The organism is Streptomyces sp. NPDC048257, from assembly GCF_043201855.1.
Classification (GTDB): domain Bacteria; phylum Actinomycetota; class Actinomycetes; order Streptomycetales; family Streptomycetaceae; genus Streptomyces.
In genome coordinates this window covers 1-14,429 of record NZ_JBICZI010000009.1, presented here as the reverse complement: position 1 = coordinate 14,429, position 14,429 = coordinate 1, and the positions used below count along the sequence as shown (strand labels likewise).

The 14,429-nt window shown below is 71.3% G+C and carries 15 protein-coding genes and 1 pseudogene; 7 read left to right on the top strand and 9 right to left on the bottom strand.

Annotation, left to right across the window (positions count from 1 at the left end; genetic code table 11):
• Positions 1 to 24: 24 nt before the first annotated feature.
• Entirely contained in the window at positions 25 to 1,656 is a 1,632-nt protein-coding gene (groL, locus tag ACGFZK_RS19410; RefSeq protein ID WP_393850096.1) for a chaperonin GroEL, read from the bottom strand.
• 112 nt (positions 1,657 to 1,768) lie between these two features.
• Positions 1,769 to 2,077 carry a co-chaperone GroES gene (groES, locus tag ACGFZK_RS19405; RefSeq protein WP_030389102.1) on the bottom strand — a complete coding sequence of 103 codons (309 nt, stop codon included), beginning with the start codon at positions 2,075 to 2,077 and terminating at the stop codon, positions 1,769 to 1,771.
• A gap of 257 nt (positions 2,078 to 2,334) precedes the next feature.
• Here groES and ACGFZK_RS19400 point away from each other — a divergent pair, with 257 nt between their 5' ends.
• From ACGFZK_RS19400 to ACGFZK_RS19385, 4 genes and pseudogenes are all read left to right on the top strand, one after another.
• Positions 2,335 to 2,817: a hypothetical protein gene (locus tag ACGFZK_RS19400; protein WP_393850095.1), complete on the top strand. Its 483-nt coding sequence runs from the start codon at positions 2,335 to 2,337 to the stop codon at positions 2,815 to 2,817.
• A 43-nt stretch (positions 2,818 to 2,860) separates the two neighbouring features.
• Positions 2,861 to 3,415 (top strand): hypothetical protein, encoded by a 555-nt coding sequence (locus tag ACGFZK_RS19395; RefSeq protein ID WP_393850094.1) that lies wholly within the window; start codon positions 2,861 to 2,863, stop codon positions 3,413 to 3,415.
• 169 nt (positions 3,416 to 3,584) lie between these two features.
• Positions 3,585 to 5,000, top strand: coding sequence for an FtsW/RodA/SpoVE family cell cycle protein (locus tag ACGFZK_RS19390; RefSeq protein ID WP_393850093.1), 1,416 nt, complete (start codon positions 3,585 to 3,587; stop codon positions 4,998 to 5,000).
• 95 nt (positions 5,001 to 5,095) lie between these two features.
• Positions 5,096 to 5,308: pseudogene (locus ACGFZK_RS19385) on the top strand (UTRA domain-containing protein); the annotation flags it as partial.
• Here ACGFZK_RS19385 and ACGFZK_RS19380 read toward each other — a convergent pair.
• Positions 5,305 to 6,654 (bottom strand): hypothetical protein, encoded by a 1,350-nt coding sequence (locus ACGFZK_RS19380; RefSeq protein ID WP_393850092.1) that lies wholly within the window; start codon positions 6,652 to 6,654, stop codon positions 5,305 to 5,307. The pseudogene ACGFZK_RS19385 and the gene ACGFZK_RS19380 overlap by 4 nt on opposite strands.
• A gap of 144 nt (positions 6,655 to 6,798) precedes the next feature.
• On the opposite strand from ACGFZK_RS19380, the gene ACGFZK_RS19375 reads away from it, so the two are divergent.
• Positions 6,799 to 7,083 (top strand): hypothetical protein, encoded by a 285-nt coding sequence (locus ACGFZK_RS19375; protein WP_393850091.1) that lies wholly within the window; start codon positions 6,799 to 6,801, stop codon positions 7,081 to 7,083.
• 591 nt (positions 7,084 to 7,674) lie between these two features.
• On the opposite strand, the gene ACGFZK_RS19370 is transcribed toward ACGFZK_RS19375, so the two are convergent.
• Together ACGFZK_RS19370 and ACGFZK_RS19365 are read right to left on the bottom strand one after the other, a co-directional pair.
• Entirely contained in the window at positions 7,675 to 8,562 is an 888-nt protein-coding gene (locus tag ACGFZK_RS19370; RefSeq protein ID WP_393850090.1) for a polysaccharide deacetylase family protein, read from the bottom strand.
• Positions 8,559 to 9,503, bottom strand: coding sequence for a polysaccharide deacetylase family protein (locus ACGFZK_RS19365; RefSeq protein WP_393850089.1), 945 nt, complete (start codon positions 9,501 to 9,503; stop codon positions 8,559 to 8,561). Before ACGFZK_RS19365 ends, ACGFZK_RS19370 begins: the two co-directional genes overlap by 4 nt.
• A gap of 117 nt (positions 9,504 to 9,620) precedes the next feature.
• Here ACGFZK_RS19365 and ACGFZK_RS19360 point away from each other — a divergent pair, with 117 nt between their 5' ends.
• On the top strand, positions 9,621 to 10,829 hold the full coding sequence (locus ACGFZK_RS19360; protein WP_393850088.1) for a methyltransferase domain-containing protein: 1,209 nt from the start codon (positions 9,621 to 9,623) through the stop codon (positions 10,827 to 10,829).
• Positions 10,830 to 11,004: 175 nt separating this feature from the next.
• Here ACGFZK_RS19360 and ACGFZK_RS19355 read toward each other — a convergent pair whose 3' ends face one another.
• Genes ACGFZK_RS19355 through tsaB form a run of 4 tightly spaced genes read right to left on the bottom strand, consistent with a single transcriptional unit; the run spans position 11,005 to position 13,592 of the window.
• Positions 11,005 to 11,277, bottom strand: a complete 273-nt coding sequence (locus ACGFZK_RS19355) for a hypothetical protein (protein WP_393850087.1) — start codon at positions 11,275 to 11,277, stop codon at positions 11,005 to 11,007.
• Positions 11,274 to 12,437, bottom strand: coding sequence for a tRNA (adenosine(37)-N6)-threonylcarbamoyltransferase complex transferase subunit TsaD (gene tsaD, locus ACGFZK_RS19350; RefSeq protein WP_393850086.1), 1,164 nt, complete (start codon positions 12,435 to 12,437; stop codon positions 11,274 to 11,276). Before tsaD ends, ACGFZK_RS19355 begins: the two co-directional genes overlap by 4 nt.
• Positions 12,430 to 12,909, bottom strand: a complete 480-nt coding sequence (gene rimI, locus ACGFZK_RS19345) for a ribosomal protein S18-alanine N-acetyltransferase (protein WP_202203724.1) — start codon at positions 12,907 to 12,909, stop codon at positions 12,430 to 12,432. The genes tsaD and rimI overlap by 8 nt, the downstream gene beginning before the upstream one ends.
• 20 nt (positions 12,910 to 12,929) lie before the next feature.
• On the bottom strand, positions 12,930 to 13,592 hold the full coding sequence (tsaB, locus tag ACGFZK_RS19340; protein ID WP_393850085.1) for a tRNA (adenosine(37)-N6)-threonylcarbamoyltransferase complex dimerization subunit type 1 TsaB: 663 nt from the start codon (positions 13,590 to 13,592) through the stop codon (positions 12,930 to 12,932).
• A gap of 121 nt (positions 13,593 to 13,713) precedes the next feature.
• Between tsaB and ACGFZK_RS19335 the strand changes: the two genes are divergently transcribed.
• Positions 13,714 to 14,268: a hypothetical protein gene (locus ACGFZK_RS19335; protein ID WP_393850084.1), complete on the top strand. Its 555-nt coding sequence runs from the start codon at positions 13,714 to 13,716 to the stop codon at positions 14,266 to 14,268.
• Positions 14,269 to 14,429: the final 161 nt, after the last annotated feature.

Genomic DNA, 14,429 nt, shown 5'->3' with positions numbered 1-14,429 from the left:
GCCTTCTCGGCGTGGTGCGTGCGATCAGTGGCTGTGGCCGTGACCGCCGTGGCTGTGCCCGGCGTCGCCCTCGTCGTCCGCCGGCTTCTCGACGACCAGGGTCTCGGTCGTGAGCAGCAGGGAGGCGATGGAAGCGGCGTTCTCCAGCGCGGAACGGGTGACCTTCACCGGGTCGATGACGCCGGCCTTGACCAGGTCGCCGTACTCGCCGGTGGCGGCGTTGAAGCCCTGGCCCTTGTCGAGCTCGGCGACCTTCGAGGTGATGACGTAACCCTCGAGACCGGCGTTCTCGGCGATCCAGCGCAGCGGCTCGACGGCGGCGCGACGCACGACCGCGACACCGGTGGCCTCGTCGCCCGACAGGCCGAGGTTGCCCTCGAGGACCTTGACGGCGTGGACGAGCGCAGAGCCACCGCCGGAGACGATGCCCTCCTCGACCGCGGCGCGGGTCGCCGAGATGGCGTCCTCGAGACGGTGCTTCTTCTCCTTGAGCTCCACCTCGGTGGCGGCGCCGACCTTGATGACGCAGACGCCACCGGCGAGCTTCGCCAGGCGCTCCTGCAGCTTCTCGCGGTCCCAGTCCGAGTCGGTGGACTCGATCTCGGCCTTGATCTGGTTGACGCGGCCGACGACCTCGTCGTGGCTGCCGCCACCGTCGACGATGGTGGTGTCGTCCTTGGAGATGGTCACGCGGCGCGCGGAACCGAGTACGTCCAGACCGGCCTGGTCGAGCTTGAGGCCGACCTCCTCGGCGATGACGGTGGCACCGGTGAGGGTGGCCATGTCCTGGAGCATCGCCTTGCGACGGTCGCCGAAGCCGGGGGCCTTGACGGCGACCGCGTTGAAGGTGCCGCGGATCTTGTTGACGACGAGGGTGGAGAGCGCCTCGCCCTCGACGTCCTCGGCGATGATCAGCAGGGGCTTGGAGGCGCCGGCCTGGATGACCTTCTCCAGCAGCGGCAGGAGGTCCTGGATCGAGGAGATCTTGCCCTGGTTGATCAGGATGTACGGGTCGTCGAGGACGGCCTCCATACGCTCCTGGTCGGAGACCATGTACGGGGAGAGGTAGCCCTTGTCGAAGGCCATGCCCTCGGTGAACTCCAGCTCCAGGCCGAAGGTGTTGGACTCCTCGACGGTGATGACACCGTCCTTGCCGACCTTGTCCATCGCCTCGGCGATGAGCTCGCCGACCTGCTGGTCCTGCGCGGAGAGCGCGGCCACGGCGGCGATGTCGGACTTGTCCTCGATCGGGCGGGCGGTCGCGAGGAGCTCCTCGGACACGGCCTTGACCGCGGCGTCGATGCCCTTCTTCAGGGCGGCCGGGGAAGCACCCGCGGCGACGTTGCGCAGACCCTCGCGGACCAGCGCCTGGGCCAGCACGGTGGCGGTGGTGGTGCCGTCACCCGCGATGTCGTTGGTCTTGGTCGCCACCTCCTTCACGAGCTGCGCGCCCAGGTTCTCGTACGGGTCGTCCAGTTCGACCTCGCGGGCGATGGTGACACCGTCGTTGGTGATGGTGGGGGCGCCGAACTTCTTGTCGATGACGACGTTGCGGCCCTTGGGGCCGATCGTCACCTTGACCGTGTCGGCAAGCTTGTTGACGCCGCGCTCGAGGGCGCGACGGGCGTCCTCGTCGAACTTCAGGATCTTCGCCATGGGAGCGGTTCAGCCCTCTCGAAAACTCGGGTTTAACGAGCTGCGCCCCTCGCCGCCCGGCAATCAGCGGGGTGACCAGGGGCGCAGCTCAAAGCAGTACTGATGAAGAGAATTACTTCTCGACGATCGCGAGCACGTCGCGAGCCGAGAGGACGAGGTACTCCTCGCCGCTGTACTTCACTTCGGTGCCGCCGTACTTGCTGTAGAGCACGATGTCGCCGACGGTGACGTCCAGCGGGAGACGCTGGCCGTCCTCGAAGCGGCCCGGGCCCACCGCAAGGACGACGCCCTCCTGGGGCTTCTCCTTCGCGGTGTCCGGGATGACCAGGCCGGAGGCCGTGGTCTGCTCGGCGTCCAGCGGCTGGACCACAATGCGGTCCTCAAGCGGCTTGATGGCAACCTTGGAGCTGGTGGTCGTCACGATCCGACCTCCCCCTTCGGAGATCCGGGGTTAACTGTCTGAGGTGGCGACCAGGTCGATCCGTCGTCGCGGGTGCCGGATCTGCCTGTCGCTGTGTTGGCACTCACCAGGGGTGAGTGCCAGGTGCGAGACTATTCCGGCGATTAGCACTCGGTCAAGCGGAGTGCCAATTCCCGCCTCCCGGGCGTTGCGCGGACCGGAACCGGAACGCCTCCCACCGGGGCCCCCGAAGGCCCGGGATCACTACTCTCCACTGCATGACCAGGAGAAACGCGGAGCTGCGCCGGCGCGACATCATCTCGATCACCGTGGGCCTGACGATCGGGATCTGCGCGTTCTCGTTGGCCGGGCCGCGACTGATGACCAAGCTGACGGGGGTCGAGGGCGACTTCCGCGCGGAGCAGTGCCGGTGGCAGAAGGACTACGACGGGGTCCGGCAGCGGGCGTGCGTCGGCTCCTTCACCGCTGCCGACGGATCGTTCACCATCCGCCGGATCGCGGCCGAGGACCTGTTCGAAACCGATCCGACCGGGCCGGTGGCCTCCCGGGTCAGCGGACCGTCGGCCGACGAGGCCGTGCGGCCGGGACTCAGGTCGCTGGCGCCCCTGCTGGGCATCGGGCTGATCGGCTTCGCGTTCCCCCTGTGGGCCCTGACGGCCGGCGCCCTCGACCTGTTCGCCCGCCTGCGACGCCGCCGGGGCGGGGCCCGGGGGACCGATACCGCGGCGGCCGCACGCTGAAAAACCGCACGCACGCCCGTTCGACCTCACTACTGTCCCCGGTATGACCAGGACGAACTCCAGCGTGCGATGGCTCCACGCCGTCCCGATCGCCGTCGGCATCACCGTCGGGATCTTCATGTGCCACGTGGCCGTACCGAGGCTGATCACCCAACTGACGGGGGTGGACGGCACGTTCCGCGCCGAGCGCTGCACGTGGGGGGACCCCGATTCCGACGGGGACCGGAAGATGACGTGCGCGGGGGACTTCACCGCCTCCGACGGATCGTTCACCCTCACCGGGATAAAGATCGACGGCGTGTTCGACGACCGGCCGGAGGCACCGGTCACCGCCCGCGTCAGCGGGCCGTCGGCCGACCATGCCGTGCAGATGGACTTCGCCACCTCGCTGGCGCCCATAGGCCTGGGGCTGACCGCCTTCGCCTTCCCGGCCTGGGCGCTGACCGCGGCCACCCGCGACGCCCTGGACCGCCGTGCGCGGCGCCGTAACCGCCCCCCGGAGACCGGCGACAGAACCGGTCCGGGGGAAGCCGCACTTCACGGCACTTCCCCGCCGAAGGCTTCGGAAGGAACCATGGGCAGGACATCATCGTCGTAGATGATATGAAGATAAAGCGCCTCATTGCCGAGCAGATCGGACCCAAGGCCTCCACGGCCGACTCCGCGTCGGGCGCCCCCTCCTCACCTCCGTCCTCGCCCCCGCCCTCACCCGAGGCGGCACCCCCGCCACCCTCTCCGTCCGCGTCGCGGGACGGTGGCGGCATTCCGTGCGTGGCCTGAAACCCCTGACGTCGGCGGGTGCCCGCCGCCGCACCGAGGCGCTGCTCCTGGTCTTCGTCATCGCCATCGCCGTCTTCGGCCACGCGGCCGCGGGCCTCGCCATGAACGACGAGCTGCCGCCCAACCTCGCCGGATTCACCATCAGCCTGACCCTGCTGTCCCTGGTGGGACACCTGGGCGTGCGCCGTTTCGCGGCCTACGCGGACCCGCTGGTCTTCCCGCTCGCCATGCTGCTGACCGGTCTCGGCCTGGTGCTGCTGCACCGGCTCGACCAGGGCTACATCGAGCGCTACAACTCGGACGCGAACGCCCCCGGCCAGCTGATGTGGACGGTGGTCGGGGTCGCCGCCTGCCTCCTGGTGCTGGCCCTGTTGCGCGACCACCGGCTGCTGCAGCGGTTCATCTACATCACGATGGCCGTCGCGCTGGTGCTGCTGATCGCGCCCGCCTTCTTCGGTGCGGACACCTATGGCGCGAAGCGCTGGATCAAACTCTTCGGCTTCTCGCTGCAGCCCGGCGAGTTCGTGAAGATCATGATCGCGATCTTCTTCGCCGGGTACCTGGTCGTCCACCGGGACTCGCTGGCCCTGACGGGCCGCAGGTTCCTGGGCATGCGGCTGCCCCCGATGCGCCAGCTCGGCCCGATCGTCACCGTGTGGATCGTCTCGATGCTGGTCCTGGTCTTCGAGCGCGACCTCGGCACCTCGCTGATCTTCTTCGGGGTGTTCGTGGTGATGCTGTACGTCGCCACCGAGCGCACCAGCTGGATCGTCTGCGGCCTGGTCATGGCCTCGGCGGGCGCCTTCGTGGTCGGCTCGACGGAGCCGCACGTCAAGGCGCGCGTGGCCGCGTGGCTCAACCCGCTGTCGTACTACTGGGAGAACCGGCCGCCGGGAGTCACCTCGGACCAGTCGGCGCAGGCGCTGTTCAGCTTCGGCACGGGCGGCGTCTCGGGCACGGGCCTCGGCATGGGCCACCCCGAGCTGATCGCGTTCGCCGGGCGCAGCGACTTCATCCTGACGACGGTGGGCGAGGAGCTCGGCCTGGCCGGGGTCATGGCCGTACTGATCCTCTACGCGCTCCTCGTGCAGCGGGGCCTGCGGATGGCCCTCGGGGCTCGCGACCCCTTCGGCAAGCTGCTCGCGGTGGGCCTGGCCGCGGCGCTGGCCCTGCAGGTCTTCGTGGTCGCGGGCGGCGTGACGGGCCTGATCCCCCTGACGGGCAAGGCCCTGCCCTTCCTGGCGAAGGGCGGCTCCTCGCTCCTGGCCAACTGGATCATGATCGCGCTGCTCCTGCGCATCAGCGACAGCACGGAACGCCAACGCGAGGCCGACACCCGCGGCCCGGCGGAAACAACGATCACCCCGGCGGTGCGGGCGGGGGTGGGCCCGGGCGCCGGCTGACTGGGCGGGGTGGGGTGTGCGGGAGCTGCTCGGGCGGCGTCAGAGTGGCGTATGGGGGTTTCCCGTCAGTCTCATCGTCTCTCCGGTTCGTGGCGGCCGAGCTGGGTTTCGCGCCCGTTCATTTCCGGGAGGAGATCCGGTCCCGGATGCCCTCAGCCGACGAGGCCGAGCGGCTGTCGCTCTCCATGGGCACGCCTGTCATCCAGATCGTCCGCACCGCCTTTACCGAGGTCGGACGGGCCGTCGAAGTCAACGAGATGACGCTGGACTCCGCCTCGTACGTGTTGGAGTACGACTTCGACGCCTAGAAGGGGGCAGTGTCGCTGTAGACCGTGGGCCGGGGTCGTGGGGTGCGGGGGCGGGGTGTGCGCAGGAGTGTCACCGCCTCCTCGACGCGGCCCAGCTCCACCAGGAGCGGGCCGAGGGGCCACCGGTGGTCCAGGCGGTCCGTGTCCAGCAGGGTGACGGCCTCTTCCGGGCGCCCGGCGTCGATCAGGAGGCAGGCCAGGCTCTCCATCGCGTACGGGCTGTCGCCCTCCGGGTGTGCGCGGGCCTCCGCCACCGCCTCCTCGAGCCGGCCGCAGGCGGCCATGAGTGGCCCCCGCAGCCGGAACAGTTCCCACTCCTCCCTGCCCCGCCGGGCCCTGAGCGCGTCGAGGTGGGCGAGGCCCTCCTCGGCTCGCCCCTCCGCGGCGAACAGCTTGCACAGCAGGTCGAGGACCCAGTCCTCGGCGCTGTCCGGGGCGCGCACGGCCTCGATGGCCTCGGCGCCCCGCCCGTGCCGGGCCAGGAGCTCCGCGAGGAGTACCGCCGTGTTCAGCCGGTCCTCCTCCGCGTGCTCCCGGTACGCGTCGACCGCGCCCGCCACGTCGCCGCGTTCCTCCAGCAGCTCCGCGAGCTGTCGGAGGGCTTCCTGGGTGCCCGTGCCGGCCACGTAGGCGCGCAGCTCGTCGATCCGGTCGTGCCGGACCAGCAGTTCGGCCAGCGCGTCACGGTTGTTGACGACCACGGGGTCGTACGAGCGCAGCACCGCGATCGCTTCGTCCGTGCGGCCCTGCTTCTCGCGTACGGACGCCAGGAGGTTCACCGCGTTGAACGGCTCCCTGTACGGCCTGCCGCACTCCGGGCTCTCGCAGTGGGCACACGGGGCGTCGAGGGCCATGCGGGCCTCCAGCAGCTCCGCGACCTCGTCGCCGCGTCCCAGCCCGACGCCCACCTCGACCAGGGCCTCGGCGAGCAACCAGTCGGTGACGTGCGGCAGGAGCAGCTCGTACGCCTCCTCGCCCTGCCCGTGGCGGGCCAGCAGCAGGGCCAGGTCCCGCAGGGCGAACAGCTCCCCGTCCGCGAAGGGGCGGAGCAGGGCGATGGCCTCCTCGCCCCGGCTCCCGGCGTCCAGGAGCCGCGCGGCCTCTGCGGCTGCCGTCCACCAGCAGGTGGCGACGTACGGGGCCAGTACCTCCAGGGCGTCGTCCAACTCGCCGCGCCCGGCCAGGAGACGCGCCCAGGCACGGGCGCAGAACCAGTCCCCGTCCTCCGCCACGGCCTGCCCGCGCACCACTTCGGCATGTCCGAGGGCGAGGAGACGGTCGACGAGATCCGGTGGCACGCACTCGTCGTGCATGGTGGTCCTGCGGTGGAGTACGGCGGCATCCATGGCCGCACCCTAAGGGCCGCCCGTTCGCGCGAACGGGCGAGGTCCCTTCCGGTGATTGCCGGGCGCCGCGCGGGCCGAGTACGTGCCGGTCCGGGTACCCCCTCTTCGCGGCGATGACGCCGCGCCTCACGGAGGAGATCGGCCATGTACGCAGCAGTCCGGCGGTACGAAGGCGTGACCGACCCGGCCGAGGCCGGGCGCATCGTCGTCGAGGGTTTCGTGCCGATCGTGCGCCGGGTACCCGGATTCGTGGCGTACTTCTGGGTGGATGCCGGAGACGGGGTGATGGTGTCCACCAGCGTCTTCCAGGACCGTGCGGGCGCCGACGAATCGATCGAGAGGGCGGCGCACTTCGTACGCGACAACCTGGCCCGTTTCCTGCCCAACCCGCCGCAGGTCACAGCCGGCGAGGTCGTCGCCTCCGCCTAGTGCCCGCCCATCCGACGGCAGATGGCAGCCCCGGACGCTCGTCGGACACATGGGTGAGGAGTACCCACGGGTCGTGGGCGGCCTTGTCCAGCCCCGGACGGCCGCAGGACGCTGAGAGGTGAGGAGCGCGTAGCGATTTGGCGCGCCCCACCGACCCGGCCCAGGGCGGCCATGGGCCCCGCCTGTCGGACGTGGCCGTTTGCGCCCGACAAGGGCGGGCGTCTCCGACGAGGCCGCCCCTTCATCCTTGGCCCGGCTCGTTCTTTTGGGGGCTTCCCGACAGTCTTCGACTTTCCGGGGCGGGACGGTCGGTCAAGGGTGGCCGAAGGCCATCGCGAAGCGACGCGAGGAACGAGCGCCCTTGAGGGACCGGCCCGAACCGGAGAGACGATGAGACTGACGGGAAACCCCCATACACATCCCTGACCACCGCCCCAGCCGATCCCGCCCGCCGGCGCACCCACACCGGACGATCCCGCCCGGGCGCCGCCCGAAGTCGCCCCGCGCATGGGGGTGGGTGGGCAGCCGCCGCTCGGGGGTGGGGGCGCCGAGGGGGTGAAGGCCCCGAGTGCGCGAAGTCCCGTACCGCCCCTACAAGTAGTCCTCCAGGCGGCCGATGCGGTAGCCCTGTTCCTGGATGCGCTGGAGCATGCGGGTCGTCATCTGGATCTCGGTGGCGCCCTTGAGTTCGGACGGGCCGCGGAAGTGGGCGAGGACGATGTCGCCCGGCTTGAGGGCGGAGCCCTCGGCGTACTGGAAGTTGTTGATCTGCATCGAGACCCGCCACAGGAGCAGGGACGAGACTCCGCACTCCGAGGCTGCCCGGAGGGTGTCGTCGTTGTAGTTGCCGAAGGGCGGGCGGAACAGCGGCGGGCGCTTGCCGAAGCGCTTCTCCAGGCGGTCCTGCTGGCCGCATATCTCCTTCTTCTGCCCTTCGAAGGACAGGGTCCGCAGATTCGGGTGCGTCAGCGTGTGGTTGTTTATCGTGCTCGCCGAGCCGTTGTCACGGAGCTTCTCGAAGTGCCCGTAGTCCGACGAGGCCACGCTGTCCGTGAGGAACATGCTGATCGGCAGCTTGAGATCGGCCGCCATCTTCAGGAACTCGGGGTCCTTCTCGGCGCCGTCGTCGAAGGTCAGGAAGACGACCTTGTCGTCCGCCGGGACGGGTATTCGGTCTATCACCGGGACCTTGCCCGGTCCCGGCTTCGGGATCTGCGGCTTCTGGGCCGGCTTGGGCGCGTACTGGAGGGGGGCCGTCAGGCCCCACTTCCTGTACGCCTCGTCGGAGGCGCCCCCCGGCGCCGCCGACGGCGTGGACGGAGCCGTCGACGGCGAGGCGCTGCCGGCGTCCGGTGTCGCCTCCGCCGTCTTGCGGCCCAGTCGTTCGGTGTGGTCGGCGTTGTCCCCGCACCCCGTCAGGGACAGCGCGAGCGCGCCGGCCGCCAGCGTTCCGGCTACCAACCGGCGCGCGTGCTTCACAGATAGTCCTCCAGGCGAGCCACGGCGTACCCCTTGTCCGTGACGGTCTTCATGACATGACGGATCATGTCAGGCATCGTGCCCTTCCAGTCCTCCTTACCCCGGAAGTGCGTGAGGATGATGTCACCGGGGTGCAGATCGCGGTCCCATTCCCGGTAGTCCATCCGGTTGGTGAACGCCTCCGCGTTCCACAGCGGGACCGCCTTGATGCCGCAGGACTTCGCCGCGCGCAGCGTGTCCTGGTTGTAGTTGCCGTACGGCGGCCGGAAGAGGGTCGGGCGCTTGCCGAACTGCTTCTGGATGGTGTCCTGCTGACCGCAGATCTCCTCGCGCTGCTGCTCGTACGACAGGCCGGGCATGTAGCGGTGGTTGAGCGTGTGGTTGTTCAGGGTGACGCCCGCGGCCTGCATCTGCTTGAAGTACGGGTAGTTGTCCCGTACGACGTAGTCGCTGAGGAAGGCCGTGTACGGGATCTTGAGCTCCTGCATCATCTTCAGGAACTCGGGGTCCTTCTCCGAGCCGTCGTCGATGGTCAGGAAGACGACCTTGTCCTCGGTCGGGACGGTGGTGAAGACGTTCGGGTACTCCTCCTGGCCCTCCACCTCGAAGCCGTCGCGCGTGGTGATCTCGGGCTTCTCCTTGGGCGCCGGCGGTGCGGCGAGCGGGGTCTTGCGCAGGCCCCACTTCTTCGCCGCGACGACGCGCGCCTGCTGGGCCGCCTTGGCCTTCTCGGCGGCGCTGAGCGCGCCCGCGGCGCCCGCTTCCGCGGCCTTGGCCTTCGCCTTCGCGGCCTTGTCCGGACCGGAGTCCCCGGAGCCGCACGCCGTCCCGAGGGCGGCGACGAGCAGGACTGACACGGCCACCCCGAACCGGCCGCGCGGACCTGCCGCGTACCGGTGACCCTGTTGCGAGTTATGTTCCTTTTGTCGTACTAGCTGCATAGCTGCGCATCCTGGCACCCGACACACGGACCCCCCGGAAGACACCGCGAACGCGGTCAAACGTTCCTTCGACTGGCCCACACCGGCGGGGTCCGACCGGTCGCCGACAATGGACCCGTGACCCCCGAAGACTTCGCCGCCCTCCTCGCCCCCGAGGGCCGAGCCCTCCTCGACTCGCTCCGCGACTACGACCCCGCCCAGGAGCTGGCCGTGGCCACCCGGCTGCGCCGCGAGCACCCCGCGGGGCTGGTCTCCGCCGCGCTCGGGCAGGCCCGGCTGCGGCAGCGCGCGGTGGCGAAGTTCGGGGCCGAGGACGCCTTCCGGATGTACTTCACGCCCGGCGGCGGCGAGATGGCCACCCGCGCGTCCGTGGCCTCGTACCGGGCCGAGCGGCTCGCGGCCCTCGGCGTACGCAGCCTCGCGGACCTGTGCTGCGGCATCGGCGGAGACGCCCTGGCCCTGGCCCGCCTCGGCATCCGGGTGCTCGCCGTGGACCACGACCCGCTCACCGTGGCCGTCGCGCGGGCCAACGCCGATGCGCTGGGGCTGGCGGACCTGATCGAGGTCCGGGAGGCGGACGTGACCGAGGTGGACACCTCCGGCTACGACGCCGTCTTCATCGACCCGGCCCGGCGCGGGGGCCGCGGCCGGATCTTCGACCCGGAATCGTACTCGCCACCGCTGTCGTGGGCGGTCGAGACGGCCCGTGCGGCGAAGTGCGCCGCCATCAAGATCGCCCCCGGTATCCCGCACGAGGCCGTGCCCGCGGACGCCGAGGCCGAGTGGATCTCCGACCAGGGGGACGTCAAGGAGGCCGTGCTCTGGTTCGGGACCGCGCCGGGGACCGTGCGCGCGACCCTGCTCCCCGGGCCGCGCGAGCTGCACACCACCGCTCCGCTGCCCGATCCGCCGGCCGGGCCGGTCGGCCGCTGGCTCTACGAGCCCGACGGCGCCGTCATCCGCGCCCACCTGGTCGCCGAGGTCGCCGCGCAGCTGGACGGCCGGCTGATCGACCCGACCATCGCGTACGTCACCGCCGACGAGCTGCGCGCGACGCCGTACGCGACGGCGTACGAGATCACTGACGTGCTGCCCTTCGGCCTGAAGAAGCTGAAGGCGCTGCTGCGCGAGCGCGGGGTCGGGATCCTGACCGTGAAGAAGCGCGGCTCGGCGATCGAGCCGGAGGAGCTGCGCAGGAAGGTCAAGCCTCAGGGGCCGAACTCCGCGACCGTCTTCCTGACCCGGGTGGCCGGGGCTCCCTCGATGCTGATCGGCGCCCCGGCCGTGCCGCCTGCCGTGCCGCCTGCGGCGACGCCCGACCGCTGAGGCGCAGGTGCCGGTGCCGGTGCCGGCGGCGGCGGCGGGGATCGGGCAGCCGTGCCGGCGGCGCGGGTCGGGCTGCGCAGGTCCGGCGGCGACGCGCCGAGCGGTGAGGTGCCGGCGGCGCGGGTCGCATGCCGGCGGCCCTGCTCCCGCAGGCAGCCCGCCCCGGCGGCCCCGGTCAGGCTCCGTCGACCTCCACCGACTCGAACCGCCAGCGGTGGACGGCCCGCGTGATCAGGTCGGCCGCCGGTTCGGGCAGTTGGGGGAGGTCCGCGGCCACGCCCTCGGCGGCCTCCCACCAGGTGATCACGAGCACCCTGTCCTGAGGGGCCCGGAACACCTCTCGGCGCACCGGCTCCCGGGCGAGGACCTGGGCGCGGGCCCACTCCAGCAGCTCGTTGCCCCGGCCGTCGGCGGCCCGGGCCTCCCACATCAGCGCGACGGTGCTCACGAGTACAGGTTGTCCTTGCTCAGTTCGTGCACGTGGTCGTGATCGTGGCCGTTGCCGTTGCCGTGGCCGTGGCCGTGGCCGTCCCCGTCCCCGTGCTCATGCACAGCCGCGTGCGCGGTCCCCGGCACGTGCGGGTCCGTCACCGGCAGCGAGGAGTCCGCCGACAGGTCCCAGTCCGATGCGGGCCGGTTCCGCTTGACCATCTCCGCGCCCAGCGCCGCCACCATCGCGCCGTTGTCCGTGCACAGCTTCGGCCGCGGTACGCGCAGGATGATCCCCGCGGCGTCACACCGCTCCTGCGCCAGCGAGCGCAGCCGGGAATTGGCCGCCACACCGCCGCCGATCATCAGGTGGTCGACGCCCTCGTCCTTGCACGCGCGGATCGCCTTGCGCGTGAGCACGTCCACCACGGCCTCCTGGAAGGACGCCGCCACATCGCGCACCGGTACCTCCTCGCCCGCCTTCCGCTTCGCCTCGATCCAGCGGGCGACGGCCGTCTTCAGCCCGGAGAAGGAGAAGTCGTACGCGGCGTCGCGCGGCCCGGTCAGCCCGCGCGGGAAGTTGATCGCCTTCGGGTCGCCCTCGCGCGCGAGCCGGTCGATGACCGGACCGCCGGGGAAGCCCAGCTGGAGCACGCGCGCGATCTTGTCGAAGGCCTCGCCCGCCGCGTCGTCGATGGTCGCGCCGAGCGGCCGTACGTCGGAGGTGATGTCCGGGGCCAGCAGCAGCGAGGAGTGCCCGCCGGACACCAGCAGCGCCATCGTCGGCTCCGGCAGCGGCCCGTGCTCCAGCTGGTCCACGCAGATGTGGGAGGCCAGGTGGTTCACCCCGTACAGCGGCTTGCCCAGCGCGTACGCGTAGGCCTTGGCCGCCGAGACGCCGACGAGCAGCGCCCCCGCCAGACCGGGCCCGGCCGTGACGGCGATGCCGTCGAGGTCGCGGGCGCTGACCCCGGCCTCCTTCAGGGCGCGCTCGATGGTGGGGACCATCGCCTCCAGGTGCGCCCGCGAGGCCACCTCGGGCACGACGCCGCCGAAGCGGGCGTGCTCGTCGACGCTCGACGCGATCGCGTCCGCGAGCAGGGTGGTGCCGCGGACGACGCCGACGCCGGTCTCGTCGCAGGAGGTCTCGATGCCGAGGACGAGCGGTTCGTCAGCCATTGCTCTCACTGCTCTCAGTTCGTGCTTGTGCGGGGTCGGTCAGTCGCATGACGAGCGCGTCGACGTTGCCGGGCTGGTAGTAGCCGCGCCGGAAGCCGATGGGCTCGAAGCCGAAGCGCTCGTAGAGCTTCTGGGCGCGGGTGTTGTCCACCCGTACCTCCAGCAGCACCTCGGCGCATTCGAATGCCGTGGCGGCGCGCAGCAGGTCGGTCAGGAGCCGGGCGCCGAGCCCGGTCCCCCACTGGTCGCGGGCGGCCGCGATGGTCTGTACGTCGGCCAGGTCGCCGGCGGCGGCGAGCCCGGCGTATCCCACCAGCCGGCCCGCCGCGTCCTCGGCGACGACGTAGCGGCGCGTGGCCTGCGGGCCGCGGGCGTGGGCGAGTTCGGACCAGAACATCCCGGCGGACCAGGCGTCCTCGGGAAACAGCTCGTGCTCCAGTTCCAGCACGGGCCCGATGTCCCACCAGCGCATCTCGCGCAGCGTGTGGGCTGTCACTGCGGGGTGACCACCTTGTAGTTCTTCGGCACCTGCGCGTCGGGCCGGCGCAGGTAGAGAGGGGTCGCAGGCAGGAACTCCGCGCCCGCCGCCAGCCGTTCGGCGGCCAGTGAGGCCAGCGCGGCCGCCGACTGGTGCTCGGGGGCCCGTGCGTCCGGGAACACCTCGGGGTAGAGGAGGGCCCCCTGGCCCACCGCGGGCAGGCCCGCGACCTGCTCGGCGATGTCGGCCGGGCGGTCCACGGCGGGCTCGCCGACGCGGGTGCGCGGGTCCTCGTACCGGGCCCAGTAGACCTCCTTGCGCCGCGCGTCGGTGGCGACGGTGAAGGGGCCTTCGATGCCGGCGGCCCCGGCCGCGTACGCCAGGCCGTCGAGCGTGCACAGGCCGTGCACGGGCACGCCCAGCACGGCGGCGAAGGTGGAGGCGGTGACGAGGCCGACGCGCAGGCCGGTATAGGGGCCGGGGCCGACGCCGACGACGACGCCGGTGACGGCTTCGAGCTTCACCCCGGCCTCAGCGAGGACCTTGTCCACGGAGGGCAGCAGCAGCTCCCCGTGACGGCGGGCGTCGACCTGGTTCGACTCGGCGACGACGGACTCACCGTCGTGCAGGGCGACGGTGACGGCGGGCGTGGCGGTATCTACGGCGAGCAAGAGCACGCGAACAGCCTACGACTCCGGCGGCCGCACCCCTTGCGGCCGGTCTCCGAGCAGGGTGGCTGCTACCTTTCGACGGGGGTACCGGACCGTGGTACCAGTCGGCGCGGAGAGGTGGAGCAAGGTGGCACGCAGCAGCTCGGGAATCGTGGCCGGGCTGACCGCCGCGGCAGTGGCGGCCGTCGGCTTCCTCGGCTACCAGGCTTCCGCCACGGCGCCCGCGCGCCCCGCGCAGGCGGCCGTGCAGGAACCGGCCCCCGCCGCGAGCCAGGCCGCCAAGCAGGACCCGGCGAAGCCGGTGCCCGTGCCGGAGGGTTCCGGCAGCGGGGTGCGCGTCGTGTACTCGGTGGGCCAGAAGCGGGTGTGGCTGGTGGGCGACCCCGCGCAGCCGCCGAAGTCGTTCACGGTGATGCCGAGCACGGTGCACCCGAAGGCGGGCAGTTACACGGTCGGTTCGCGCTCGGGTTCGGTCACGGGCTCGGACGGGGTGCCGATCGAGCACGTCGTCCGGTTCGCCAGCGCGGAGGGTGTGGCGGTCGGTTTCAGCGCCCGTACGGACGGCGCGACGCCGGAGCCCGACCCGAGCAAGAAGACCGGCGGCATCCGCATGACCCGCGCCGACGGGGACGCGATGTGGGCCTTCGCGACGATCAGCTCGAAGGTCGTCGTCGTTCCCTGACGGATCGCCCGCCCTTCACCCAACCGGGTGATGCGCCACGACGCCGGACAGGACAGGGCAGTACACCTAGACGAGTAAGTCCGAAGTCCTGGTCAGTGGTCGTAGGCGATGAGTGACCTGGTCAGGGGTGTGGCGTTGGTCCGGTTGTGCCAGATGGCTGC